We start from the raw sequence: 26,755 nt of genomic DNA, 5'->3' as shown, positions 1-26,755 counted from the left end.
AGGACATAAAAGAGAACATGTATGATGATAGATGGAGGTAAGGAACTGAGTGATTCTTTGGCTTATGTGGACAGTATCCTGAAACAGGCAGAATACATCCAGAAGCATTCGAACAACGCTTCCGGACATGTGGAGGATACGACCGGAATAGAACATTTCCTGCTCGGGTGTGATGAATTTTTGCCTGCGCGGGATTCGGAGGCTATGTTGTGGCTAAGTCTTGCGGGGGCTGTGGCCGTGTGTGGGTTCCTGCTCTATTGCATCCTGAATACTAAATGCCGGAACTGGATTTTCCATCACCTGAAGCAGGTGGCGCTAACCGTTTTTCTGGCGGGAGTTCTGGTGTATGGAGCCGGTTTCAATGATGAAGGCAGTGAGAACAATGTACTGGTATTGCTGCTGCGTGCCTGCGTATCGTCGCTGGAGATGTTTGTTTCCGAATCGGAACTGATTGAAGTGAAACACATACTGAAGGACTCTGTCACTTACATGATTATCTTTTCGACAGTCCACTTTGCCGCAGTGTTTGTAAGTGCCATCTTTATCTTGCGTCTGTTCGGGTTGCGGTTGCTGTCGATGTTAAGGCTCTGGTGGTACGGGCATAGACCGGAGAGCGTGCCACTGTATGTATTCTGGGGAATCAATGAGCATGCGCTTACGGTAGCTGAAAGCATCCGGGACAAGAATGCCCGGTTGGTATTTGTCAAACCGCCTGAAGAGAAACATGCTTATTCGTCACGGTTTACGTTCAGCCATTTTTTTCATACTTCGGGAGAGGACATTGAAAACTACCTTGACCGTATAGAGGCGCTCAATAGGGGAAAGAACAAGGCTTTTCTGACTGTAGCGGATAAAGGGCTGAACGGAAACCTGGATACGCTGAACCAAGCGGACGACCTGTTTGTCCAATTGGGATTGCGGAATCTGCAACGTATGTTGCGTAAAAGCATACGGAAGGAGTCCATAGAATTCTTTTTCCTTTCTGACGACGAGAAGAAGAATATCGGAGCGGTCGTCAATATGCTGAAGTTTTTTGCTCTGAAGAAAATGAAAAAGGAAGAAAAAGAAGCGATATTGGCGGCCGCACGGAGAATTAAGGTCTATTGCCATGCCCGGAAAAACCGTTTTAATGAATCGGTGATGAGCAGGTCGGGATTGAAACATGATGTACATCTGGTGGATTCTTCCATGCTGTCTGTGCTTCAACTGAAGGGAAACGGGAAACGTATGTGGGATTACGGAAAGAATCATCCGGTAAATTTTGTGGATTATGACGGGAACACCGGTACTGTCTCTTCGGCTTTCACCGCATTGATTATCGGCTTTGGGGAAACCGGACGTGACGCTTTCCGTTTCCTTTACGAATTCAGTGCTTTCGTCAAGAATAGTGTAAGGCAAGAGGGAGGAAGGATTACCGTGACCGAACAGGTACGGAATATTTATGTGGTGGACAAACATTTGAAAGAACTGAAAACAAGATTCCTGGTCAATACGCCCGCACTGGTGGATAAGCCGTCCATCCATTGGTTGGACAATATGTCTACCCATTCGATGGCTTTCTGGGACAGGTTGAAGGAAATCATTGATGCCCTTAATTATGTAGTGGTATCTGTGGATGACGATGAAGAAGCCGCTTCCGTAGCGATGCACCTGTTTGATTTCGCTTACCGCTACCGGAAGAATCTGGAAAAGTTCAGAATCTATGTCCGGTTGAGGAGTAATAACAGTATGCGGTTGATGAAGGATGTTGACCGCTACAATGTCCTTGTCGGTGGAAAAACGGTCAGTATCATTGAAGTGTTCGGGACCGATAAGGAGGTGTTGTCGCACGAGAATCTGTCGGCGGTTGCTGAAGAGAAAGACGCGAAGGATTTCTACCTGAGGTATGGTGAAATCTGCGGGGACACAAAAGTCGGTACCATGGATGCCGATGCCTGGTGGAGGAAACGGAGGAATGAAAAGGATGAGCGGATGAATACGCTGGACAATGAGCTCCGGATTCTTTACCAGGAGGAGCAGGACCGCTCGAATGTCTGCCATATCTATACAAAACTGGTGCTGGCCGGAGCTGTCAATGAGGAAGGTATATCGGTGGCACGTCTGGATGAGCTGGAACAGATGATGGGCAGAGACGAACTCTTGATTGATAACCTGGTCTATACAGAACATATCCGATGGAATGCCAAGATGGAACTGCTGGGCTTTGTTCCCGGTAGAGAAAAGTCGATGAAGGAAAGGATACATCCGTGCCTGATGCCGTGTTCCGAACTGATAGCCTCACAAGACGAGGCCATAAGGAGGACGCTTCTGTATGATAGAGGAATTGTAGAGCTGAGTATTAAGAAAGGAAAGGAATGGAATGCCTTGCACCTAAAACACGATTAAGCAGATGAAAAATAAGACTTATATACCACAGCCGGTAGATGTAACAGACGTCCGTCTACCGGATGAACTGAATAACCTGGTGGAACAGATGGCCCGAAATGTACATGAGGTATGGGCGGAAACACGTATCGCCCAGGGCTGGACGTATGGGGAGCAGCGGGACGATGTGCATAAACAGCATCCTTGCCTGGTGCCCTACGAAGAACTGCCTGACGCGGAAAAGGAATATGACCGTCAAACGGCCGTCAGTACATTGAAACTGATCATGAAGCTGGGATTCCATGTCTCCCGGGAGTAACAGTTCCTGCGAAGAGGGGAAAGAAAGTGCCCTGCCATTCTCCATGACCGGGAATGGCAGGGCACTCTGTGACGGACAGATGAATTTTCGGGATCAATACGCATCGAGCAGGATAAAGGTGGCCCAATACATGGGGTCCGTATAGCCGTTTGCACGGACGTCCTGCTGGGCTTTCGTGAGGGCTTCGCGTTTGGAGGAACCCTCCATGAGATGCCTGTAGAAGAAGGTCATCAAATCGGCTGTGGAACTGTCGTACACTTTTTTCAGACTCATCAGCAGGGTACGTACACCGGCATTCTTGAATCCCCGTTGCAGACCGAATACGCCGTCCTCACTCAGTTTCCCCAATCCGGTCTCGCAGGCGGATAAGACAGTCAGGTCGCAGTGGCGCAGGTCCATTTTCGCTATTTCGGACGCTGTAATCAATCCGTCATCACCAAGATTCGCTCCGGCAAATGCCAGCAGACTGTTGTCCATAGAGGCGGCATCGGTAGCCTTTTCAGAAGGAAGGTAGGAGCCGTGTGTGGCAATATGCAGCAGGTTGACCTTTGAGCCGTCCAGCTTTTGGAAGGCCTCTTTGCTGGCTTCTGCACCTGTCAGGGTTGCAATGTCCTTCACACGATGGTCCTGAAGGATTGTCCGGATATCGTTGATTTCACGGGGGGCATGTCTGAGGCGGATAAATCCCTCGCTGTCTACTGCCGCACGGAGGGTGGCGAGGGATCGTTCTGACGCTTCCGACTGTACGGGAGCGTCGTTGTAATCGATGTCGCCGAACAGGGCAGCCTTTGTGACCGCTATGTCGGGATGCTTGTAACACAGCTCTTTGGTGGAAGAAAGCCGGTATACCTCGAACTGTTCGGACAACGGCTTGTCGTTGTAAAGGAGGTATTCGATACCGATGCGGTTGAAACTGCCGTCGGCGGAGAAGAATATCCGCTTTTTCCCGGAAAGGTATGACGAGAGATTTCCCCATAAAGGATTTCCCTTCTTTCCGAACAGTTGTTCGTCGGTTTCCATCTGCTGTGCCTGAACCAACAGACAGACGGGAAAAGCTACCGGGGCAGGAGCATCGGCCGTCAGTACCAAAGCAGCCATGTAGTTCTCCGAATCAAGAATTCCGGTCTGGATAGCGGCAAATTCGATGGCGATGTCTGCAGGTCCCAAAGCCTTCTGTACATCTTGCCACGAATAGGACAGGTAGTCGGTATAATCGGCAAATTCCGCGCATTCCTGGTAGAGCTTCAGCTGCAGAGACTGGCTCTCTTGCGTCAGTCCGAGCAGTTCCTTGGAGTGTTGTTCCACCGAACCGTTTTTCCTGAGCTGTTCAATCTCGGCTTCCAGCGCCTGTGAACGGTCATAGGCCTCCAGCAATCCGCTGTCGTTCCGGGCAATCAGGACTTTCTTGAATTCGATGGCCGAGGTGAGCAGGATACCTTTGGAGAGGAGTTCCGCATCGTAAACCACCGCAGCCAGTTCGTCCATCAGACCTTCATTCCCTACCGGAAGGGTGGCAAGAAGCAGTTGCAGGTCATGTAGGGTAGGCAGCTCTTCGTTCCAGGTGGCCATCCGTTCCGATTCGCTCTGCAGGCGGAATTCTTCCTGTATGGCTTTGCGGATATCCTTTATATACCGGGTGTAATATGTGACTGCATTCCGATAGTCTTCTTTGAGGGCATAACATCCGGCTATCGTGGCCAGCGAACGGGCATATGCTAGTCTTCCCAGGTAGGTCTCCGTCAGTTTCAGACTCGCAAGTTCTTCTTCGATCATCCGGTCCAACTTTTCGTTCTGTGCCTTTTTCACCATCTCGTCTTTTGCGTCTACTTCCCCTTTTTTACCTGCGTAGAAGTAGCAAAGTTTCAGGGAAGAGGCTGCATTGGCGTATTCTTCGGTCATTCCCTTGGCCTCGAACAGCTTCATGGCCTGTCGGTAATGTTCGATGGCGGCATCGTATTTACTCAGATTCTTTTCTGCCATGGCTACGTTTGCGATGGCCTTGGGGTATTCTTTGTCGTCAGGGGCGTTCGTCCCGTAGTAGTCCATGACTTTCCGGTAGCAGGTGTAGGCCTGTTCATGCTCTGTCAGCGCACTGTAGGCGTTCCCCAGTCCGGTATAGCATTGGATTTCATTTCTCCGTGCAGCAGGTTGGTCGTATGCTGTGTAGAAATCGATGATTTTCCGGTAGCAGTCGACGGCCTGCTGGTATTGTTGGGCGATGTAGCTGAAGAGGGCGGCACGGTAGAGGTAGCCGATGGAAGTTTCTGTATCTTTGCCGTCGATTTCTTTGCGGAGGTTGGCGGCAGACAACTGGTACTCGGCGGCGGCAACACAATCGTTTACCTGGAACAGCTGTTTGGCATAGGCTTCGTGAACCTTTACTTTCATTTCCGGGTCCATGGGCATGGCCAATACCTGGAGAAAGCACTCTTTCGCATGGGCATGGTCGTTGATGGCCTGGTAATATTCTGCGCGTTCCAGCATGCACTCCGGTTCGTTGCACGGCTTGGAGAGCTCATGGAGGTTATGTTCTTCCGTCAGTGCCATGATGTGTTCCAATCCCTCCTTGTCGTTGCGCTCGTCATACACCATTCCCAATGCATTCAGCAGGTATTCGTAGATGTCGCCGTGTTTCTCGACCAGGGGAAGGGCTTGTTCCCAGCAGCTGATGGCCCGGGTAGTATCTCCGTTCAGGTAATAGAAACGTCCCATATTGGTGGTATACATCCCTAGATTGGGGTGAGGGCTTTTCAGTTTCCGGCACAGGTCCATGACCTGTGCCTGCAGTTCGACGGCCTGCGCATAGTCTTCTTCGGTGGCGAAGGACAGGGCATAGTTGTTCAGGGAAGTGATGTAGTCTTCGTTGACTTCGCCGAACAGCTTCCGTCGCATTTCCATGGCTTGGCGGGTATATTCCCTCCCTTCCGTAATCTTTCCTTCGTTCAGGCAGGCGCGTCCTTTTTCATGGAGCTCTTTGGCCTCCTCGGCTGTCTGCGCCCAGAGAGTAACACTCAACAGGGCAGACACGGCAAACAGTAATAGCTTTTTCATGGTACGTCAGGTTTTATGTAGATAAAGGTTGATTGGTGGCTCTTGTCAGTTACTGATGATGGCGAAACTGATGTCCCGGGAGGTTGTGTTGATGACTTCTACCTCGAGGACGCTGACTTCGTTCTCCGGTAAATCGAAGACCAGCAGCCGGGATGATTCTCCTTCTTTCACTTTCTCGGTGTCGTTGTACCAGGTATTGTGGGTCTTGTCGTGTACCCGGAGGGTTATTTTCCCGCCTGGTTCGGCTACCACTGCCAGTTCCTGTCGCCCTTTGGACCGGAAGGAATAGCTCGCACTGGAATTTCCGCTGACGGCGTGTGTGGCGACGAAGATGTTTCCGCTGCTGGAGAATCCACGGACAGCACGTGAATCGGCGTAGCGCTGGGCGAACTGATAGACATGACGGCCGGCTATGAGGCTGTCGATGAAAACCTCATCAAAAATGAAATGGTTGTTGAGGGACAGAGGGTGGTCGTCCAGTACTTCCAACTGAGCGAATTCTTTGGCCTGACAGGCTTTGAATGCCTTGTTGGCCGCCTGCAGTCCTGCCTTGCTTCCACTGCCGATAGCTTTTGTCAGACGGATACAAGCTTCGTAGACCGCTTGTGTCTGCGGTGAGAGAGACGGGTCTTGCGCAAACGTACCGAACGGCAACAGCAGGCAGATGAGTACGGTGATTATTCTTGACGTTTTCATGATAATGAATGTTTTAGTCTCTGATAATGAGTCTGAAACCTACTGTCTCCACTTTTTCGTAGGCATTCATCGGTTCGCGGTGATAGACTGTCAGCTCGTAAGCCTCGGAGTCGTAATTCCCGCCTCGGATCACTTTTGAGTCGGGGTCGATGACAAGCGGTTCGGAAGAGCCGCTTGCCAGGTCTGAATATCGGCGGAAATCCGTGTCGCACCATTCGCTGACATTTCCGCTCATGTCATACAAGTTCAGGCTATTACAGTACATCGGAGAGTTTGTGGCATCGCACACATGGGGGCTTCCTCCGGAATTCCGACTGTACCAGGCTACCTTGTCGGGGTCATTGTTTCCCGCATACTTGGTGTCATCCGGTTTGTTCCCTCCCCGGGCGGCATATTCCCATTCGGCTTCAGTGGGCAGACTGAACTGTAAGGCTGTCAGGTGATAGAGCTTTTCAGCGAAGCGTCTGCACTCGTCGAAGGATACGGAAGTTTTGGGCAAGGAGGCTTCGGATGCTTCGTAGGATTCACCCATAATCCGTGCCCATTCACTGACGGATACTTCGTATTTGCCCATCCAGAAGCTTTTTACGCTTTGTTCTAACTGCGGTGTTTCTGTTTCGGTGTCTACATCGGTATCGTAGTTCCCGTTTTCAGTGGGAGCAGCTCCCATAAGGAATGTTCCTCCGGGTACCGGAACCATATTGTCCAGGATTTCGTGGACGGCTTTCAGTTGTTCCAGGGTGATATCCTTGCTCCAGTTCAGGTAGTGTCGGCCGTCGAGCGCTGTCGCGGTCTTCAGTTGTTTCAGTTGTTCCTGTTGGCGGTTGGTCGTGTAATACAGGATACCGGCTCCAGCCAGTGCTATCAGCAGGATGGCCGCTCCTATTTTTATACTCCGTATGAAGGGCCTGTCCGGTTGAGACCTCAGGTGTGTGCGGAGCGTAGCAACCGTATTCTTGAAGAGGGCATTCGGGTTATCGCTGTAGAAAACGGCTTCATAGCGGGTGATTTGACTGATGTCCGGGGGCAAACGGAGGTTCTCAAAGACAAAAGTATCTGTTTTCTCCGGGACAATGGGGATGATGTGGATGTCCTTCCGGTTCAGAGCCCGGACAATCTCAATGCGGACAAAATCGATGGGAGCATGGGGCCCCAGTTTGATGATTTTCTGTTCGAATGCTTCGAGACTGCTTTTCCCAAAATCCTCATAGAGCTTGACTTGATCGGGAGCAAAATCCTTCTCTTCGAATACAAGTGAATCTTTTCCCAGGACCAACAGGAAGTCGGTGCATTGGTCGATACGGTCGGCAAGTGCGACATCAAAAAGTCCTGTCAGATTCTCTTTGTCAAAACTGATCCGGTTCCGGTAATAAGGCTCCAGCAAGTCTTTCAGGTGTTCCGCTTTGTCGCCAGTATCTTTCCGGCGGTAGCTGATGAAGATGTCATATTTCTTTCTTTTTCTCATGATTCACTCTTGAAATTTACTGTGGCTAAACTATGATGGATGAAGCAGAATTGAAGCTGCTGACATACCTGTGAAGACGAGTCTGTGTAACTCGGTAACGGTTGGACAGACTCTTGAGGTCTTGTGTGAATATACTGCTTTTTTGTTGATATTTTGCTATTGATTATGCATTTTTTCCTGCATGATTACTTAAAATTTATCGATATACAAAAAAGGGGCGGCGTGGGTCGAATTCGGTCTCCTTAACGAAACTTCCGCTCGATTGGAAGTGTTTTCTGTATCGGGAGGTTGGGAGCCTATCCTTTTTTCTTTCGTAACTACCTTGTTCTGTGACAGGATAAGGATAGTATTTGTACAGATAGTCCAGCTTTTCTTCCTGTTAGGCGTGAAATGAATGGAGGGGTTGCTTTTTTGGACTTATTTTAGTATTTTTGAGAAAATGTTTTAATTCTTTTAAAGAAGCCTTTCCCCTTGTGTTTTGTGCCATAAAGATATAATAAATAAGAAGAATATGACTAGCTGTTTGAACTTGAAGAGATTCCTTACCAGTGTAGTGATGGGACTGGTCGGGATGGCATTTTTCTCTGCACTATGCAGTTGCGAGAAAGAGGACGACTTTGTATTGAGTGTTTCTCCATCGGAAATGTCTCAAGGAATCGAGCATAAGGGCGGTACTTATTCGCTTCTGATTCTCTCCAGCGATGTCTGGACGGTAGAAGTGGCTGCCGAAGCGGCTTCGTGGCTGCATGTGTCGCCTACGGAGGGGGCTGCCGGAGAATGTATTGTACAACTGACCGTAGACGGACATGAGGGGGAACAGCCGCGGGTAGGTACCCTGACTTTCCGGAGTGGGGAACTTAGCCGGACCGTGACAGTGACCCAACAGGAATGGGTGCTGCTGCCGGACAGTGACGGTGTGGACGAGATGCCGGTTGAACCGTGGTAAATGAACCTTAAATGTATGATGCTATGAAAAGACTGATGAATTATATAAGTATCCTGTTGCTGGCAGGTATCGTGTTCGGCTGTACAGACGAGCAGCTGTTCCATAATTCCAGTGGAGAATTATCGGTGACGGGAAGCGTAGAGAGTTCTACACGAACAAATTATGCGGTAGGTGATAAAGCGGTGACCGTTTCGTGGGCAGGGGGCGACAAAATCGGGCTGTTCACAGCAGACCAATCTGACGCGATGTGTTATCAGGCCACCGCGGAAGGGAAGCAGACTGATTTCACTCCAGTAGATATGCGTCTGGAAAATGAAGAAGGCACGGAGGTGTATGCCTACTATCCGTATGAGGAGTCCGATGCAAGTTATCCGTTGGCTCCGCTTCCATACCTCTTCGGTCAGAACTATCATGAGGGAATGCCTGACCCGGACCTGGATTTCATGTACGCGAAGGGGGAAATCAAGGAGTCTTCGCTGAATCTGGATTTCCGCCATATGTTTGCTTTCCTGAAACTGAATATCCGGACTGAACTTCTGAAGGATGCACAGGGACTATTGGTCCGTTCGAGTGAACCGATAGCGTACAGAAACTATGATGAGGGACAGGTTTATTATGACTTGAAGGAAGACACACTTGTCGCAGATGTCAAGTATGATTATTTATGGTATTATTTCCCGAAGGACGTTCTGGGGATTGAGAAACTGATTACCTGTTACATCGCTGTCCTTCCTACGACAGAGAAAAATGTGATTACATGCTTCATTCATGGGGATGACGGGAACAGTGAACGGGGGCTGGTAGAGAAAGAAGCGCCGGAAGGAGGTTTCCAGGCAGGACATGTGTATGACTTGTCGGTGGAGACGAATGAATTTGATAAGATTGTTCAGCAGGAACGGGAGGCGTTGATAGCCTTATATGAGGCTACCGGAGGAGACAACTGGATAGATCATACCAACTGGTGCAGTGACAAGCCACTGGACGAATGGTATGGAGTGGGGTATTGGGACGGACATGTAAAGTCGCTGAATCTTTGGGACAATAATCTGACAGGAGAGATTCCGGAAGCATTGGGGGATTTGAGTGCCATGGAGACGCTATACCTTTCTGGCAATAAATTGGAAGGAGACATACCTGAAACTATCGGAAATCTTTTACGCTTAAGCACACTGGATATGAGTAACAACGACTTGACGGGCGGATTGCCTGCTTCAATGGCTGGACTGACCGAGTTGTGGTACCTGAATCTGTGTGGCAACAAATTGAGCGGTAAAATTCCGGATGAGATTTTGAATTGTGTCTGGTGGAATGAACTGGGTCTTAACACGGTTTATTATCAGAAAAAAGGGTATAAACTGTCTTTCCCGCTCTATGAATCTTCCGACTATTCGATGGATGGAGTGGTAACTACCTTGCAGAAACATACGGTAGGAAATGGACTGAAAGTGGTAATTCTGGGAGAAGCGTATACCGACCGCCTGATAGCCGACGGAACTTACCGGAAGCATGCGGAGATGGCTATGGAGGCTTTCTTCTCGGAAGAACCGTATGCTTCTTTCCGCAATTATTTTGATTTTTATATGGTCAATGTCGTTTCCCGTAATGACATCCTGGGTGAGAATACGGTGTTCGAAACATTTTATGAATTTGAGCGGAATACCTTTGAAACCAATCCGACAAAGGCCGTTGAGTATGTCAGTACAATGGCAGAAACAAACTATACGGCAAAGGATGTAACAGCTATTGTCCTGATGAATAGCAATGCTCCCTTCCGTTCGAACTGCTGGATGTTTGGAGACGGTTTCTCGGCGGCTTTCTGTCTCTGTAACGGAACGGAGGAAGCCTTGACAAGCCTCATACATCATGAAGCCTGCGGCCACGGTTTCGCCAAGTTGGATGACGAGTATACCGAATTCGAGGGTACTTATCCTTATCCGGAATCGATACCGCCGGCTCATGCGGTGAACGAATCGATGAACGTGGATGTGACGAATGACCCTCAAGAAGTTGTCTGGAGCTATTTCCTGACCGATATGCGGTACGAGAAAGAAAAGATAGGCATCTATGAAGGGGCTCTCTATTATCCGAAAGGTGCTTATCGGGCCACGGAAAACAGTATTATGCGGCATAATACGGGCGGTTTCAACGCACCGAGCCGACAGAGCATCTACCGGCGTATCATGGAAAAATCCGGTGGGGTGTACAGTTTCGACGATTTCCTGGAATACGATGAAATCAACCGTCAGCGGATAGAAAATGAAGGGGCCAGCCGGGTCGGTACGGTAAAGAAAGGGTTGGTTGGACTACCACCGATCAAATGTGATTATCCTTCCAGCGAAGCAAAATACCGCTTGAAGAAAGGGCAGGCCGTCAACGTACCGCTCCGTTAATCTGCATACTGTTCCCTGAAGGGAATCACGGACCGGAGAAGACCGTCCGTTATCGTGCTGTACGCGGCCGATGACGGGCGGTTTTCTGTTATCTTTATTATCTTTTTTCTTTGGATGTGTATTGTTTCTAAAATATTATTTATATTTGAATGAGAAAAACATAATAGACTGACGAACCTATGAACATTAAAATCCGACTGACCGTAATGAACTTCCTGCAGTTTGCTGTGTGGGGAGCTTATCTGACCTCGATGGGGACGTACCTGGCAGGCGTTGGCCTGGGTAGTCACATCGGTATTTTTTATGCCATGCAGGGAATCGTTTCCCTTTTCATGCCTGCTATTCTGGGTATCATTGCCGACCGCTGGGTGCCTGCCCAACGCCTGTTGGGAATGAGCCATCTGCTGGCCGCCCTTTTTATGGGGGGAGCCGGCTATTATGCCATGGAAGCGGGGAGTGAGGTGGCGTTCGGTCCGCTCTTTCTGCTCTATTCGCTGAGTGTCGCTTTCTATATGCCGACCCTGGGACTCTCCAACTCGGTGGCCTTTACGGCCCTCGAACAGGCGGGGCTGGATACCATCAAGGCTTTCCCGCCCATCCGTACCTTCGGTACCATCGGGTTCATCTGCTCCATGTGGCTGGTAGATCTGATGGGCTTCCAGGCCAATTACATGCAGTTCTTCACCTGTGCGGTGTGGGGACTGCTGCTGGCGCTTTATGCCAACACGCTGCCGGGCTGTCCGGTGAGCAAGGGAGGTGCCCGGAAATCGTTGGTGGAGGCGCTGGGCCTGAACGCTTTCCTGCTCTTCAAGCAGCGGAAGATGGCTATCTTCTTCATCTTCTCGATGCTGCTGGGGGTTTCGCTTCAGATTACCAACGGGTTTGCCAACCCGTTCATCACGAGCTTCCAGGCCATTCCGGAATACGCCGATACGTTCGGGGCACAGCATGCCAACCTGCTGATTTCGCTCTCGCAGGTGAGTGAGACCTGCTGCATCCTGCTCATCCCGTTCTTCCTGAGCCGGTTCGGCATCAAACGGGTGATGCTGATTGCCATGGTGGCCTGGGTGCTGCGTTTCGGACTCTTCGGTCTGGGAAACCCGGGCAGCGGGGTGTGGATGTTCATCCTCTCCATGCTGGTGTATGGAGTGGCGTTCGATTTCTTCAACGTATCCGGCTCGCTCTTTGTGGACCGGGAAACGGATATCTCCATCCGTTCGAGCGCACAGGGACTGTTCATCATCATGACAAACGGTATCGGTGCGACGGTGGGTACGTTGAGCGCACAGGCGGTGGTGAACCGTTTTGTGGACTTCAGCAGTACGGAACCGCAGGTGGCCGGATGGAGCCAGGCGTGGTTTATCTTTGCGGCGTATGCGCTGGTGGTGGCAGTGGTGTTTGCCCTCGTCTTCCGCTACAAACATACGCCTGAAACAAAATAAGGAGATTTTATGGAAAGAGCATGGAATGAGATACCGGTACGGGTGCTGGACATGTCGACGGTGCTGAAACCCTCGGATGCCTTTGCATTGGTGCTGGAGGAGATAGAAGGGGGACACCGGAGGCTGGCGCTGATTATCGGCGCGGTGGAGGCACAGGGCATCCGGATAGCCCAGCTGGGGTATCGCCCGCCCCGCCCGTTCACGCACGAACTGATGCTGGACGTGATGAAGCAGGGGGGACTGGAACCGGTGAAAGGGGTGATTTCGGCCGTCAAGAGCGGGGTCTACTACGCTGACCTGTACGTGCAGCGGCCGGATGGAAGTGTCTACCAGGTGGATGCACGCTCTACGGATGTGATTTCGCTGTCCATGCGTGCCGGCTTCCCGCTGTATGTGCTGGACGAGGTGCTGGAACGGGAACAGTTGCGGTACATCTCGCCGGACGGTTCGGCTTATACGGTTCCTGTCAACATGGTGGACCTGGATACGCTGAAACAGGAGATGCAGGCGGCCGTGGATAAGGAGGATTATGAACGGGCCTCGCAGTTGCGGGACGAAATCAGACGCCGCGAAGCGGAAGAGAAGGAAGGAAAGGAATAGGAAACAATAAAATGTGAGAGATATGGTAAAACACGTTTGGAATTATGCGTTGCTGGTGGTACTGGTATTGCTGGCAGCTTGTTCGGAGAAAAATGAGTACACCCGGGTAATCCCGCAGGATGCCTCGGTGGTAGGTTCGTTCCAGGTGTCGTCGCTGGTACAGAAAAGCGGTCTGACGGAATCGGTGGACAAGGCGACTCTGGATAAGATGAAGAAGAATGTCACCCAGGGACTTGCGGCCGAAGAGGCGAAGGTGCTGGAAGATATCCTGAACAACCCGAGCGAAAGTGGTATCGATTTCAAGAAACCGATTTATTTCTTTATCCAACCGGACGGGGAGACTTCGGGCGTCGTGGCTTGTGTGCAGAACAGTGACAAGCTGCATGACCTGGTGGATGTGCTGGCCGGTCAGCAGATGTGTGCTCAGCTGGAAGAGAAGGACGGGGCTTCGTGGACCGAGAGCGGCAAGCTCGTGCTGGCCTTTACGGATGAAGCGCTGCTGATGGGTTCCGGACGCATGAAGAGCGAGGAACTGAAGGCGCAGATGAAGGGCTGGCTGAACAATCCGAAGGAACGTTCGTTCGCCGCAACCGACGAATACAAGTCGATGTCGGAGGCAAACGCGGACATGGCTTTCGTGAACGGTCTGGACCTGATGCCGGTGGAACTGCGCTCCATGATGCAGGCTGCACTGCCCGAAGGAGCCAAACTGAGTGACATCCGGATGCTGACGGCTGTCCGTTTCGAGAACGGAAAGATGGTGGCCGATATGCAGACAATTTATAAGAACAAGGAACTCAGAAAGATGGCGGAGACACAGATGGCTGCACTGGATAAACTGAACGACAAATACATGGACGCTTATCCGGAAAATACGTTCTGCTGGATGGCGTTGCGGGGCAACGGCGCGAAGATATATGAACAGCTGGACAAGCAGAAGGTGTTCGGATCCGCGCTGATGAGCATGCCGTTTGACATTGACTTGAAACCGGTGTTCGAAGCGGTGGACGGTACCGTGACGTTGGGCATGAACATGCTGGATGAGAAGATTCCGCAGGTTTCTCTATTCGCGGAAGTGAAGAACGCTGATTTCCTGCAGGCCCTGATGAACCAGCTGAAACCGATCATTTCGATGGCCGGACGTTCCATGCGCCTGGTGCCGACAGGAAAGGACAGCTATGAACTGCAACTGGCCGACGGCTCACAGTTCGGTATGGGACAGGGACCGACTTCCATCTGTATCGGTGTGCGTGACAAACGTTTCTACCTGACCAACGACAAGCTGCTGCTGAACGAGGGCGTGAAAGGGAACAGCCTGGTCAAGGCTCCCTGGGCGAGCGAAGTGAGCGGCAAGCGTTTCTTCATGGCCTTGAGCATATCCAGTGTCCGTGACCTGATTCTTTCGGAAGTGCCGAGATACAGCCGGGGATTGGCCGGACAGGTGGTCGATAACTTCAGCTACCTGACCGTGGATGTCAAGGATGCCGAACATACCACCTTCACCGTTTCTTCGAAGGATGAAAAGACCAACGTATTGAAACAGTGGATGGACCTCGGTTTGAAATTGAGTGGCGTGGTACGGTAATTCCGGTAGGGGCGGGGTAACCCGCCCGGAAATCGCTGGCCCGTTGACGGAATGTCAGGTGGTTTCGGGGAGTTTCTTACCGGCCGGACGCACGGACCGTGCGTCCCTACATGGATGATTCGTTCTGTAGAGGTAGGGCCCACCCAGAAACATCCACTCCGTTTTTAACTTTTAACTTTTAACTATTAACTTTTAACTATTAACTTTTAACTTTTAACTATTAACTACATGCATGTATTCTATACACCGGACATCGCGACAAGTCCGGAACTTCCGGAGGAAGAAGCGGGCCACTGCCTGCGTGTACTCCGGTTGGGAGTGGGCGATGAAGTGATGCTCACCGATGGAAGAGGATATTTCTACCGGGCGGTCATCAGTGCCGCCACGGGAAAACGTTGCCAGGTGAGGGTGACGGAAACCATCGAACAGGAACCGTTCTGGCGGGGACACCTGCATCTGGCACTGGCACCGACCAAGAACATGGACCGCATGGAATGGTTGGCCGAGAAGGCCACGGAAATCGGTTTCGACGAGCTGACGTTCCTGAACTGCCGGTTCTCGGAACGGAAGGTCATCAAGACGGAACGGATTGAGAAGATCGTGGTTTCGGCGGTGAAACAGTCGCTCAAGGCCCGCAAGCCGGTGGTGAACGAGCTGACGGATTTCCAGCGCTTCGTGGCGCAGGATTTCCCGGGACAGAAGTTCATTGCCCACTGTTACGAGGGCGAGAAGCCGTTGCTGCAGGACGTGCTGGAGCCGGGAAAGGACGCGCTGGTGCTGATTGGTCCGGAGGGTGACTTCAGCCCTGAGGAAGTAGCTCAGGCCGAAGCGGCGGGATTTCAGCCCATCAGCTTGGGGAAATCGCGGTTGCGGACGGAAACGGCGGCGCTGGTGGCTGTCCATCTGATGAATCTGAAGAATGCGCTTTAAGGCTATGAATACGATTGAATTGCAACAGACCCTGCCGGAAGTGTTTGCCGGACGCGACGGAATCGTGTCCGACATCTGGCACCGGCAGGTGGCTTTCCAGAAAGAGAAGTCTTATTTGATAGAAGCTGCATCGGGTACGGGAAAATCGTCTCTGTGCAGCTTTGTGTATGGTTACCGGCAGGATTACCAGGGAATCATCGCTTTCGACGGGACGAACGTGCGGAAGCTGCATGTGGCCGACTGGGTGGAACTGAGGAAGCGCTCGCTGAGCATGCTTTTTCAGGAACTGCGGCTCTTTGCGGAACTGACTGCCTGGGAGAACGTGAAGCTGAAGAATAACCTGACGGGATTCCGTGACAAGAAGGAAATCCGACGGTGGTTCGAGGAGCTGGGCATCGCCGACAAGTGGGACCAGCCCATCGGACGGATGTCGTTCGGACAGCAGCAGCGGGTGGCCTTTATCCGGGCGCTCTGCCAGCCTGCAGATTTCATCTTTCTGGACGAGCCGGTGAGTCACCTGGACGACGGGAACGGACGACTCATGGCGCGTATCCTGACGGAGGAGGCCGCGAAACAGGGCTTCGGCATCGTGGTGACGTCCATCGGCAAGCATCTGCCGCTGGAGTATGATGCGGTGATGCAGTTGTAGGGTTTCTTACTTTTTCTTTTGGGCGTCCAAAAGAAAAAGGTAACAAAAAGAAAAAACGCCGGCTTCCGTTTTGAGGCGGCTACGAAGTGTTTCCCGTCGGAAGCGCAGGAACTCGCTTCGCTCAGACAGCCTGCGCTTCTGTTCGCCGGGCTCCTCTTCTCCGCTTTTCGCCTCAAAACTAAGGCCGGAGAGAACGTTGTTCCGAAATCCGTTTGTGGGCGTTGTTCCGGGGGCCGTTCGTGGACGTTGTTCCGGAATCCGTTTGTGGGCGTTGTTCCGGGGGCCGTTCGTGGACGTTGTTCCGGGGTCCGTTCGTGGGCGTTGTTCCGGGGGCCGTTCGTGGACGTTGTTCCGGGGGCCGGAGAGAACGTTGTTCCGAAATCCGTTCGTGGGCGTTGTTCCGGGGGCCGTTCGTGGACGTTGTTCCGGGGGCCGTTCGTGGGCGTTGTTCCGAAGTTTGTTCGTGGGCGTTGTTCCGGGGTTTGTTCGTGAATACTGTTTGCCTGTAGTGAGGTCAGCTCGTCCGGAAAACGCTGGTTGATGTTTATGCTTACAAACTCACAAACTAACTTTTAATTTTTAACTTTTAATTTTTAACTAATTACGTTTTGATCTGGAAATTATTGAAACAGCATGTGAGCGTATCGCAACTGACCGGGTTCTTTCTGGCGAACCTCTGCGGTATGGTCATTGTCTTGCTGAGCGTACAGTTTTATAGCGATGTGCTGCCGGCCTTTACCGCAGGAGACAGCTTCTTGAAAAAAGATTACATCATTGTATCGAAGCGGGTGAGTACATTGGGTTCGGCCGTAGGTCAGAATACGGGCTTTACCGAGGCGGAAGTGTCCGACCTGAAGACGCAGCCTTTCACCGAACGGGTGGGGGAATTCCGCCCTGCCCAGTTCAAGGTGTCGGCCGGGATGGGGCTGGAAGGCATGCAGCTTTCTACGGCCATGTTCTTCGAGTCGGTGCCCGACGGATTTGTGGATGTGAACCTGGACGGATGGCATTTCGAGCCGGGGATGCAGGAAATCCCGATTGTCATTCCGCGGAATTACCTGAACCTGTATAACTTCGGATTTGCCCAAAGCCGGAACATGCCCCAGATTTCGGAAGGCATGATGGGGATGATGCCCCTGGATATCCGCCTGAGCGGTCGCGGACAGGTGAGCCGGATGCAGGGACGCATCGTAGGTTTCTCGGACCGGCTGAATACGATTCTGGTGCCGGAGAGCTTCCTGGAGTGGGCGAACAGCCAATACGGGGAGGGCGTGAAGGAAGAACCTTCGCGGCTGATTCTGGAGGTGAAGAATCCGGCGGACGACCGTATCGCCAAGTATTTCAAGGACAAAGGGTATGAAACGGAGAACGATAAGCTGGATGCCGGAAAGACCACCTGGTTCCTGAAGGTCATTGTGGGAATTGTACTTTCGGTGGGGCTGCTCATCAGTGTGCTTTCCTTCTACCTGCTGATGCTGAGCATCTACCTGCTGCTGCAGAAGAATACCACGAAGCTGGAGAACCTGCTGCTGATAGGGTACAGTCCGGCCAAGGTGGCGGCTCCGTATCAGGGGCTGACCGCTACGCTGAACGCGTTTGTCTTTATCCTGGCCCTGGTGGCGGTAGTCCTGGTGCGCAACGCCTACCTGGACAGGTTGACCCAACTGTTCCCTTCGCTGGAGGCAGGCAGTGTATGGCCGGCCTGTGTGGCGGGAGCTGTGCTGTTTGTCATCGTCTCGTTGCTGAATATTTTCGCCATACGGAAAAAAATTGATAAAATCTGGTACCGCCGCTAAACCTTTGGGTGCGGCAGATTGTTTTTCAAGTAGAAAAACAAACCAGATACGGAAATCCAGTCCGGATAGTTTGTTTCAGTGCCCGTTTACGGAAAAATACTGACACCAAACGATGCCAGACTGGATTTCTTTTATTAATAAATGTTTAGATTTGTGAGGATTTGGAAAATCTTTTGGGTAATATTTCTTGATTCGTAGCAATTTTTCAATATTTTGGTCTAAAAAATGTTACTTTCTGAACACTCACACGGATATTCAAGTAATTTTGCGTAACCCAAAAAAGATAGGGTGCCGGAACGACTCCGAATGGGGGAAATCCGGATACTTTTTATCGTTTTAAATAAAAGAATAGCTTATGTCAAAAATCGTTGGACACATTTCGCAGGTAATCGGTCCGGTAGTCGACGTACACTTCAAGTTCGAAGAAGGACAGGAGGCCGAACAGGCTTTGCCGAAAATCCACGATGCACTGACCATCAAACGGAACGATGGCCGTACATTGGTAGTGGAGGTGCAACAGCACATCGGTGAAGACACGGTACGTACGGTAGCCATGGACAGCACCGACGGATTGCAGCGTGGAATGGAGGTCGTACCTACCGGACAGTCTATCACAATGCCGGTAGGAGCCCAGATCAAAGGCCGAGTAATGAACGTGGTTGGCGAAACCATCGACGGAATGAAGGCTCTGGACAAAACCGGAGGCTTCCCCATCCATCGCGAACCGCCTAAATTCGAGGACCTGGCTACGACTCAGGAAGTCCTGTTTACAGGTATTAAGGTAATTGACCTTCTGGAGCCTTACCTGAAGGGAGGTAAAATTGGTTTGTTTGGTGGTGCAGGTGTAGGTAAGACTGTACTTATCAAAGAGTTGATTAACAACATTGCGAAAAAGCACAACGGTTTCTCTGTATTTGCCGGTGTAGGGGAGCGTACCCGTGAAGGTAACGACCTGCTACGTGAAATGATTGAGTCAGGGGTTATCCGCTACGGCGACGAATTCCTGAAGAGCATGGAAGAAGGCAAGTGGGACCTGTCGAAAGTAGACTACAACGAGGTGGAAAAATCGCAGGTAGCCATGGTGTTCGGACAGATGAACGAGCCTCCCGGCGCCCGTCAGGATGTGGCACTCTCCGGACTGACACTGGCCGAATCGTTCCGTGACCGTCAGACCGGCGAAGGCGGACCGCGTGATATCCTGTTCTTCATCGACAACATCTTCCGTTTCACCCAGGCAGGTTCGGAGGTTTCAGCGTTGCTGGGACGTATGCCGTCTGCCGTAGGTTATCAGCCGACGCTGGCTACCGAAATGGGACAGATGCAGGAACGTATCACTTCTACCAAGAACGGCTCCATCACTTCTGTACAGGCCGTATATGTGCCGGCCGATGACTTGACCGACCCGGCTCCGGCTACGACCTTCACCCACCTGGATGCGACGACCGTATTGAGCCGTAAGATTACCGAGCTGGGTATCTATCCGGCTGTTGACCCGCTGGAGTCTACCTCGCGTATCCTGGACCCGCTGATTGTGGGTAAGGAACACTACGAGACCGCACAGCGCGTAAAACAGATTCTGCAACGTAACAAGGAATTACAGGATATCATCTCCATCCTGGGTATGGACGAACTTTCGGACGAAGACCGTGAGACCGTGAACCGTGCACGTCGTGTGCAGCGTTTCCTTTCGCAGCCGTTTGCCGTAGCCGAACAGTTCACCGGCGTACCGGGAGCGATGGTTTCCATCGAAGATACCATCCGCGGTTTCAAGATGATTCTGGACGGCGAAGTGGACTACCTGCCGGAACAGGCGTTCCTGAACGTGGGTACCATCGAAGACGCCATCGAGAAAGGTAAGAAACTGCTGGAAGCTGCTAAGGGATAAACGCTATGGGACGGAAAGAATTTCATCTGGTGATAGTTTCACCCGAGCGGACGTTGTACGAAGGAGATGTACGGGCGGTCATCCTGCCCGGCGAGCTGGGCAAGTTCGAGGTGCTGAAAGACCACGCGCCTGTCATCTCGTCGCTGACGGCCGGTGAGGTGAAGTTCCGGGAAGGAAGAACCGGAACCGAATTTCAGACGCTGCAGATTCAGGGCGGATTCGTGCAAGTGAAGGACAACCAGGTGTCTGTCTGCGTAGAAACCTGAGACACGACGCCACCTGCCGACCCTCCGGCCCGACCGGAACATCCTTGATAACCGAAAAACACATAGATATGAAATTACTGAAAGTACGGAAGGCCTTTCTGATAAGGCTGACATTATTGACCGTGTATCTCACGGTGATTATCGCATTGGTCTATCACCTGTTCATACCCGATCGGTATTTCCTCTGGTTTCCTGCCATACCGGTATATTACTACCTGTGCGGCCTGTTCTATGTGTTCATGTTCGAAACGAGTTATCGGATGGGCGAGAAGAAGCTGATAACGGCTTTCCTGGTCTGCAAGGTGTCCAAATTCATATTGAGTGCGTTCATCCTGATGTTCTATGGATTTGTGGTGGCCCACGAGGTGCTGGCGTTTACCGCCACCTTCCTGGTGTTCTACTTCGGATTCCTGATATTAGAGACGCGTTTCTTCTTCCGCTTCGAGGAAAAGCTGAAGGCCGAGAAGAAGAAAGGAACCGACAAAAGTGAATAAGTAAACATGAAAAAATTACGGTACATAGTAACGATGCTGGCACTGCTGATAACCGGAGCATTCCCGATGCAGGCACAGACGGCCGACTCTACTGAGGTGGAGAAGCTGGATGCTGTGGTGGCGGAGGAATCGGCTACCGATGCGACAGAGGATGTGGATGTGAATGCACTGGTGTTCGGGCACATCGGCGATGCCTATGAATGGCACATCGCCACCATCGGCGATACGTCTGTCCGTATTCCGCTACCGGTCATCGTGAAAAGCTCTACGGGCTGGCACTGCTTCTCTTCTTCCCGTCTGGAAGAGGGAGAAACGTATGAAGGCCTGTATATCGCCGAAGGAGGTACTTACGACGGCAAGATTGTGGAACGGAACGCTGCCGGTGAGGAGGTACGTCCGCTGGACATCTCCATCACTAAGAACGTACTGGGACTCTTCATCAACAGTACGGTACTGGTGGTCATCCTGCTGAGCTGTGCCCGCTGGTACAAGAAGCATCCGATAGAGGAAGGAGCTCCGCGTGGCGGGGTAGGAATGATCGAATCGCTCGTGGTGATGATCAACAAGGATGTCATCAAAGGGTGTATCGGTGAAGACTACAAGCGTTATGCGCCCTATCTGCTGACCGCTTTCTTCTTCGTTCTGGTAAACAACCTGATGGGGCTGATTCCGATTTTCCCGGGCGGTGCGAACGTGACAGGTAACATTGCCGTTACCCTGGTACTGGCGATGATTACCTTCCTGTTCACGAATCTCTTCGGTACAAAGGCTTATTGGAAGGACATCTTCTGGCCTGAAGTACCTACGTGGCTGAAGGTGCCGATTCCGATGATGCCGCTGATAGAATTCTTCGGAATCTTTACGAAACCTTTCGCGCTGATGATTCGTCTTTTCGCCAACATCATGGCCGGTCACGCGGCTGTGCTGAGTCTGGTAGCCATCATCTTCATTACGGTGAAGGTAGGCCCGGTCATCAACGGCTCAATGACGGTGGTAGCGGTTGCGTTCGGTATATTCATGGATGCCCTCGAGCTGCTGGTGGCATTCATCCAGGCATACGTGTTCACCATGCTGTCGGCCGTATTCATCGGTCTGTCACGGGTGAAGGGTCACGAAGCCAAATAATCATGTAGCAAACAGAAAGAGAAAAATAAAACAGAAAGTATAACCATTTAAAAACGAAAGATTATGTTAATGTCAATTTTATTGCAGGCTGCTGCAGGTGTAGGTATTGGTAAATTGGGTGCTGCCATTGGTGCAGGTATTGCAGTATTGGGTGCCGGTGTCGGTATCGGTAGAATCGGTGGATCTGCCATGGAAGCAATGGCCCGTCAGCCGGAAATCTCTGGCGACCTGCGTATGAACATGATTATCGCCGCTGCCCTGGTAGAAGGTGTGGCACTGATTGCCATCGTAGTTTGTCTGTTGACATTGTTCTTATAATCCGGAGTAGCTTATGGGATTGTTAACTCCGGAACCGGGGCTTATTTTCTGGATGATCATCATCTTCGGAGTCGTATTCTTCCTGTTGGCTAAATACGGCTTCCCGGTGATTATCCAGATGGTAGACGACCGGAAGGCATATATTGACAATTCGCTGAAGGCCGCCCGTGAGGCCAATGAGAAACTGGCTGACATCCAGGCCGAAAGCGAACGTATCCTGGCCAAGGCACAGGAGGAACAGTCACGCATCCTGAGCGAGGCGGCCGCTTCCCGCGACCGTATCATCAGTGAAGCGCGTGAACGCGCCCGTGCCGAAGGCGACCGCATGATGGCGGAAATCAAGAAGCAGGTGGAGACTGAGAAAGAGTGTGCCATCCGCGATATCCGCCGTCAGGTAGCCGTCCTGTCAGTGAGTGTCGCCGAAAAGGTGATGCGTGCCAAGCTGGCGGACGACAAGGCTCAGACGGAACTGATAGACCGTCTGCTGGATGAAATGATTGAAACGTCTAAAAAACAGTAACCATGAACATTGGAGTGATTTCCGTGCGCTATGCGAGAGCGCTGCTCGCCTTCGCCAAGTCCAGAGGAACGGAAGACAGGGTATATGACGAGACGAAACGTCTGGTGCATACGTCCCTCAATGTGGTTCCACAGCTGCGTCACACCATCGAGAATCCGGTGTTGAGTATCGCCACCAAACACAAGCTGTTGTGCGACGCGGTAGGCGTGAAGGAAGTCAGCGAGGAGCTGAAGCGTTTCTTCCGCCTGGTGCTGGAGGAGAAGCGCGAGAAATTCTTGCAGTTCATGATCTGGTCCTATATCGACCTGTACCGCGAGGACAAACACATCCTGGTAGGGAAGCTGACCACGGCCGTGGAATCGCCGAAACTGGTGAAGAAGCTGGAGGAACTGGCCAGTGCCCGTACCAACGGAGTAGTGGAACTCGAAACGAAGGTCAATCCGTCTATCATCGGCGGCTATATCATCGAACTGGCCGGATTCCGGCTGGATGCCAGCGTGCAGAACCAGTTGAAACGCATCCGTCGCCAGTTCATTGCGAGAAACAGAAGAATCGTTTAGAATGAATAATGAATAATGAATAATGAATAACGCGATGACTTTCGGTCTTTCATTTTTCACTCTTCATTTTTAATTAGAAATTTTATGCCAGAAAATACCATAAAACCCAGTGAAGTCTCTGATGTGCTGCTTCAACAGCTGGAAGGGATTGACAACTCACTGAAATTTGACGAAGTGGGTACCGTTCTGCAGGTGAGCGACGGTGTAGCACGTATCTATGGCTTGCGTAATGCCGAAGCCAATGAACTGCTGCAGTTCGAAAACGGTGTCATGGGTACCGTGATGAACCTGGAGGAGGATAATGTGGGAGCCGTACTTCTGGGCCCGACAGACCGTATCAAGGAGGGGATGATTGTGAAGCGTACCAAGCGTATCGCTTCCATCCAGGTGGGAGAAAGCATGCTGGGACGTGTCATCGACCCGCTGGGAGTTCCCTTGGACGGACGTGGCGAGATAGGCGGCGAACTGTATGAAATGCCGCTGGAACGCAAGGCTCCGGGAGTTATCTTCCGTCAGCCGGTAACCGAACCGCTGCAGACCGGACTGAAGGCTATCGACGCCATGATTCCTATCGGCCGTGGACAGCGTGAGTTGATTATCGGAGACCGTCAGACCGGTAAGACGGCGATTGCCATCGATACCATCATCAACCAACGTGCCAATTATGAAGCGGGGAATCCGGTATATTGTATCTATGTAGCTGTGGGACAGAAAGGTTCTACCGTAGCCAGTATCGTGAACGCCCTGCGTGAGAAAGGCGCCATGGACTATACGGTGGTAGTAGCCGCTACGGCTGCCGACCCTGCTGCCCTGCAGTACTTTGCTCCGTTTGCGGGAGCTGCCATCGGCGAATTTTTCCGTGACACCGGCCGTCATGCCCTGGTGGTATACGATGACCTGTCCAAACAGGCGGTGGCTTACCGTGAAGTATCACTGATTCTGCGTCGTCCGTCCGGACGTGAAGCTTATCCGGGTGATATTTTCTACCTGCATTCCCGTCTGCTGGAACGTGCGGCGAAAATCATCAGCCAGCAGGAAGTGGCCGAACAGATGAACGACCTGCCGCCTAGCCTGAAAGGGAAGGTAAAGGCCGGAGGTTCACTGACTGCCCTGCCGATTATCGAAACCCAGGCCGGTGACGTGTCTGCCTACATCCCGACAAACGTAATTTCTATTACTGACGGTCAGATATTCCTGGAAACCGACTTGTTCAACCAGGGTTTCCGTCCGGCCATCAACGTAGGTATCTCCGTATCGCGTGTGGGTGGTAGTGCCCAGGTAAAGAGTATGAAGAAAGTGGCCGGTACGCTGAAGATTGACCAGGCCCAGTACCGTGAACTGGAAGCCTTCTCGAAGTTCAGCAGTGACATGGACCCGGTAACGGCCATGGCCATCGACCGCGGACGTAAGAACAACCAGCTGCTGATACAGCCTCAGTATTCACCGATGCCGGTAGGCGAACAGATTGCCATCCTGTATTGCGGTACACACGGACTGATGAAGGATATTCCTATCAGTAAGGTACGTGCTTTTCAGGATTCGTTCCTGACTACGCTCCGCGCCTGCCATCAGGAAGATGTGCTGGATGTATTGGCTAGCGGTAAGATAGACGATAACGTGACAGCTCTCATTGAAGAAGTAGCGGCTGCTACGGTACAACAATATAAACAGTAAGTATCATGGCCTCACTGAAAGAAGTAAAAGGAAGAATCAATTCCATTAACGGGACGCTGAAGATTACTTCGGCGATGAAGATGGTAGCCTCTTCGAAGCTGCACAAGGCGCAGGAAGCAATCGAGAATATGCTTCCTTACGAACGGAGACTGCATCACATGCTGACCGACCTGTTGGGTTCGGGGCTCCGGGTGGACTCGCCTTTCAGCGTAAAACGTGAGGTGAAGAAGGTGGCGCTGGTGGTGTTCGCCTCCAACAGCAGCCTGTGCGGCGGTTTCAATATGAACGTTATCCGGCACCTGAACGAATGGGTGGAGAAATACACGGCTCAGGTGGGCAAGGAGAATATCCAGATTTATCCGGTAGGACGTAAAGTGGCCGATGCAGTGAAAAAGATGGGGTTCACCCCGATGGGGGACTATCAGCACATGAGCGGCAAGCCCAACTATCGGGAAGCCTCGGAACTGGCGGCCGAACTGATGAAGCGCTTTGTCCGTGGTGAAATACAGCAGATAGATTTGCTCTATAACCATTTCAAATCGACTTCTACCCAGGTATTGACCCAGGAGACTTTCCTGCCGGTGGATTTGGGAGTGAGCAACCATCCGGATGAGGATACCGAAGAACTTTCCGGAGAACTGGCCGACTACATTCTGGAACCTTCTGTGGAGGGACTGTTACGGCAATTGCTCCCGAAGGTACTGCATCTGAAGCTCTTTACGGCTTTGCTGGATTCGTCGGCTTCGGAACATGCTGCCCGTATGATGGCCATGCAGGTGGCTACGGATAATGCCAACGACCTGATTCAGGACTTGACGTTGATTTACAACAAGAGCCGTCAGCAGGCCATCACGAACGAGCTGCTGGATATCATCGGCGGTTCTTTGGCGTGATACGTTGACTGGAAGAATAGCAAAAGGCTGCCTGCCCCGTTTGAGGGGTCGGGCAGCCTTTTTCAATTAAACTAAAAAAATAATCCTATGAAAACACACGATGATAATTAATAATTAACAATTAATAATTAACAATTAAAAAATAAAAGGGTTTTTAGGTTTGTGGTTTTCCGAGTCCGCTGTAGGGACGCACGGTCCGTGCGTCCTGTCGTCAGCTGACTCAAGACTGGTATCCAGTCCCTGGTATCGGGTCGATCGATTCAAAAATTAGGGGACTTGCAAGCCAATGATTAATATGCGGTGAAATAAGCGGCTTCGTTGTCGAAGAAACAGCTGAAGCTGCGGTCGCCCCAACGGATGTTATCGATGTAGGAGTAGTCGCCTCGTCCGTAATTGAGGCGGAGGCTGGTGTAGAAATTGTCGTACCAGTCCCAGACGAAGTTGTAGGTGGATTCCGTACGTCCCCAGCGGTCTTCGATGTACATGTAGTCGCTTCCGGTCTGGTCGGGGTAGAAGGTGAGTTCCTGGTGGTAGAATTTGCCGTTGGCCTCCCATTCGTCCACCCATACGTAGCGGCAGAGATGGCTTGTATATTCGCGGTAGCTGTCGGTGCCGGTACCGATCTGGAGTCCGATGCCGTCGACTACGCAACTGGAAAGTCCGAGTGTAAGGGCCAGGCCGATGAGCCAGACCATGCTATGAAGTTTCAATCCCGTTTTCATATCAACCTCCTGTTCTTTTTTAACTTTGATGATGGTACAAAGATAGGCGAAAGAAAGGACTTCCG

At 51.5% G+C, this 26,755-nt stretch carries 23 protein-coding genes; 19 read left to right on the top strand and 4 right to left on the bottom strand.

Features of this window, described 5'->3' with window-relative positions; genetic code table 11:
• The first annotated feature begins 21 nt into the window (after positions 1 to 21).
• Together C510_RS0105885 and C510_RS0105880 are read left to right on the top strand one after the other, a co-directional pair.
• Positions 22 to 2,385: a hypothetical protein gene (locus C510_RS0105885; protein WP_018710414.1), complete on the top strand. Its 2,364-nt coding sequence runs from the start codon at positions 22 to 24 to the stop codon at positions 2,383 to 2,385.
• Positions 2,386 to 2,389: 4 nt separating this feature from the next.
• The gene (locus tag C510_RS0105880) at positions 2,390 to 2,683 is read left to right on the top strand and encodes a RyR domain-containing protein (RefSeq protein WP_018710413.1); all 294 of its coding nucleotides are present in this window, start codon (positions 2,390 to 2,392) and stop codon (positions 2,681 to 2,683) included.
• A gap of 93 nt (positions 2,684 to 2,776) precedes the next feature.
• Here the strand turns inward: C510_RS0105880 and C510_RS0105875 are convergent, their stop codons facing one another.
• The 3 genes from C510_RS0105875 to C510_RS16850 are packed head-to-tail and all read right to left on the bottom strand — an operon-like array spanning position 2,777 to position 7,895.
• The gene (locus C510_RS0105875) at positions 2,777 to 5,734 is read right to left on the bottom strand and encodes a CHAT domain-containing protein (protein WP_025892549.1); all 2,958 of its coding nucleotides are present in this window, start codon (positions 5,732 to 5,734) and stop codon (positions 2,777 to 2,779) included.
• A gap of 45 nt (positions 5,735 to 5,779) precedes the next feature.
• Complete coding sequence (locus tag C510_RS0105870) at positions 5,780 to 6,430, bottom strand: hypothetical protein (protein WP_018710411.1); 651 nt, start codon at positions 6,428 to 6,430, stop codon at positions 5,780 to 5,782.
• A gap of 13 nt (positions 6,431 to 6,443) precedes the next feature.
• Positions 6,444 to 7,895 (bottom strand): SUMF1/EgtB/PvdO family nonheme iron enzyme, encoded by a 1,452-nt coding sequence (locus C510_RS16850; protein ID WP_018710410.1) that lies wholly within the window; start codon positions 7,893 to 7,895, stop codon positions 6,444 to 6,446.
• Positions 7,896 to 8,406: 511 nt separating this feature from the next.
• Between C510_RS16850 and C510_RS0105860 the strand changes: the two genes are divergently transcribed.
• The 17 genes from C510_RS0105860 (at position 8,407) to C510_RS0105780 (ending at position 25,968) form a co-directional block, all read left to right on the top strand.
• The gene (locus C510_RS0105860) at positions 8,407 to 8,841 is read left to right on the top strand and encodes a BACON domain-containing protein (RefSeq protein ID WP_018710409.1); all 435 of its coding nucleotides are present in this window, start codon (positions 8,407 to 8,409) and stop codon (positions 8,839 to 8,841) included.
• A gap of 23 nt (positions 8,842 to 8,864) precedes the next feature.
• Positions 8,865 to 11,231 carry a M64 family metallopeptidase gene (locus C510_RS0105855; protein ID WP_025892552.1) on the top strand — a complete coding sequence of 789 codons (2,367 nt, stop codon included), beginning with the start codon at positions 8,865 to 8,867 and terminating at the stop codon, positions 11,229 to 11,231.
• 179 nt (positions 11,232 to 11,410) lie between these two features.
• Positions 11,411 to 12,673, top strand: a complete 1,263-nt coding sequence (locus tag C510_RS0105850) for an MFS transporter (RefSeq protein WP_018710407.1) — start codon at positions 11,411 to 11,413, stop codon at positions 12,671 to 12,673.
• A gap of 9 nt (positions 12,674 to 12,682) precedes the next feature.
• Entirely contained in the window at positions 12,683 to 13,273 is a 591-nt protein-coding gene (locus tag C510_RS0105845; protein ID WP_018710406.1) for a bifunctional nuclease family protein, read from the top strand.
• Positions 13,274 to 13,295: 22 nt separating this feature from the next.
• Entirely contained in the window at positions 13,296 to 14,858 is a 1,563-nt protein-coding gene (locus C510_RS0105840) for a DUF4836 family protein (protein WP_018710405.1), read from the top strand.
• A 228-nt stretch (positions 14,859 to 15,086) separates the two neighbouring features.
• Entirely contained in the window at positions 15,087 to 15,788 is a 702-nt protein-coding gene (locus C510_RS0105835; protein WP_018710404.1) for a 16S rRNA (uracil(1498)-N(3))-methyltransferase, read from the top strand.
• 4 nt (positions 15,789 to 15,792) lie between these two features.
• The gene (locus C510_RS0105830; RefSeq protein WP_018710403.1) at positions 15,793 to 16,437 is read left to right on the top strand and encodes an ATP-binding cassette domain-containing protein; all 645 of its coding nucleotides are present in this window, start codon (positions 15,793 to 15,795) and stop codon (positions 16,435 to 16,437) included.
• A gap of 608 nt (positions 16,438 to 17,045) precedes the next feature.
• Positions 17,046 to 18,233 carry a hypothetical protein gene (locus tag C510_RS0105825; protein WP_025892556.1) on the top strand — a complete coding sequence of 396 codons (1,188 nt, stop codon included), beginning with the start codon at positions 17,046 to 17,048 and terminating at the stop codon, positions 18,231 to 18,233.
• A 355-nt stretch (positions 18,234 to 18,588) separates the two neighbouring features.
• Complete coding sequence (gene atpD / locus C510_RS0105820; protein WP_018710401.1) at positions 18,589 to 20,118, top strand: F0F1 ATP synthase subunit beta; 1,530 nt, start codon at positions 18,589 to 18,591, stop codon at positions 20,116 to 20,118.
• Positions 20,119 to 20,123: 5 nt separating this feature from the next.
• A complete protein-coding gene (gene atpC / locus C510_RS0105815) occupies positions 20,124 to 20,384 on the top strand; it encodes an ATP synthase F1 subunit epsilon (RefSeq protein WP_018710400.1) in 261 nt (86 codons plus the stop codon).
• Between the two features lie 68 nt (positions 20,385 to 20,452).
• Positions 20,453 to 20,878 (top strand): hypothetical protein, encoded by a 426-nt coding sequence (locus C510_RS0105810; protein ID WP_018710399.1) that lies wholly within the window; start codon positions 20,453 to 20,455, stop codon positions 20,876 to 20,878.
• 6 nt (positions 20,879 to 20,884) lie between these two features.
• A complete protein-coding gene (gene atpB / locus C510_RS0105805) occupies positions 20,885 to 22,003 on the top strand; it encodes a F0F1 ATP synthase subunit A (protein ID WP_025892558.1) in 1,119 nt (372 codons plus the stop codon).
• 63 nt (positions 22,004 to 22,066) lie between these two features.
• Positions 22,067 to 22,321, top strand: coding sequence for an ATP synthase F0 subunit C (gene atpE, locus C510_RS0105800; protein WP_025892560.1), 255 nt, complete (start codon positions 22,067 to 22,069; stop codon positions 22,319 to 22,321).
• Between the two features lie 13 nt (positions 22,322 to 22,334).
• Positions 22,335 to 22,841 (top strand): F0F1 ATP synthase subunit B, encoded by a 507-nt coding sequence (atpF, locus tag C510_RS0105795; protein WP_025892562.1) that lies wholly within the window; start codon positions 22,335 to 22,337, stop codon positions 22,839 to 22,841.
• A gap of 2 nt (positions 22,842 to 22,843) precedes the next feature.
• Positions 22,844 to 23,401, top strand: a complete 558-nt coding sequence (locus C510_RS0105790) for a F0F1 ATP synthase subunit delta (RefSeq protein WP_018710395.1) — start codon at positions 22,844 to 22,846, stop codon at positions 23,399 to 23,401.
• An 84-nt stretch (positions 23,402 to 23,485) separates the two neighbouring features.
• Positions 23,486 to 25,075 (top strand): F0F1 ATP synthase subunit alpha, encoded by a 1,590-nt coding sequence (atpA, locus tag C510_RS0105785; protein ID WP_018710394.1) that lies wholly within the window; start codon positions 23,486 to 23,488, stop codon positions 25,073 to 25,075.
• A gap of 5 nt (positions 25,076 to 25,080) precedes the next feature.
• Complete coding sequence (locus C510_RS0105780) at positions 25,081 to 25,968, top strand: F0F1 ATP synthase subunit gamma (protein ID WP_018710393.1); 888 nt, start codon at positions 25,081 to 25,083, stop codon at positions 25,966 to 25,968.
• Between the two features lie 290 nt (positions 25,969 to 26,258).
• On the opposite strand, the gene C510_RS16135 is transcribed toward C510_RS0105780, so the two are convergent.
• The gene (locus C510_RS16135) at positions 26,259 to 26,690 is read right to left on the bottom strand and encodes a hypothetical protein (protein ID WP_018710392.1); all 432 of its coding nucleotides are present in this window, start codon (positions 26,688 to 26,690) and stop codon (positions 26,259 to 26,261) included.
• Positions 26,691 to 26,755 lie beyond the last annotated feature (65 nt).

It is taken from the genome of Phocaeicola barnesiae DSM 18169 = JCM 13652 (genome assembly GCF_000374585.1).
Taxonomy (GTDB): Bacteria; Bacteroidota; Bacteroidia; order Bacteroidales; family Bacteroidaceae; genus Phocaeicola; species Phocaeicola barnesiae.
The sequence above is the reverse complement of the archived record's forward strand: the minus strand, read 5'-3'. Positions and strand labels throughout refer to the sequence as shown.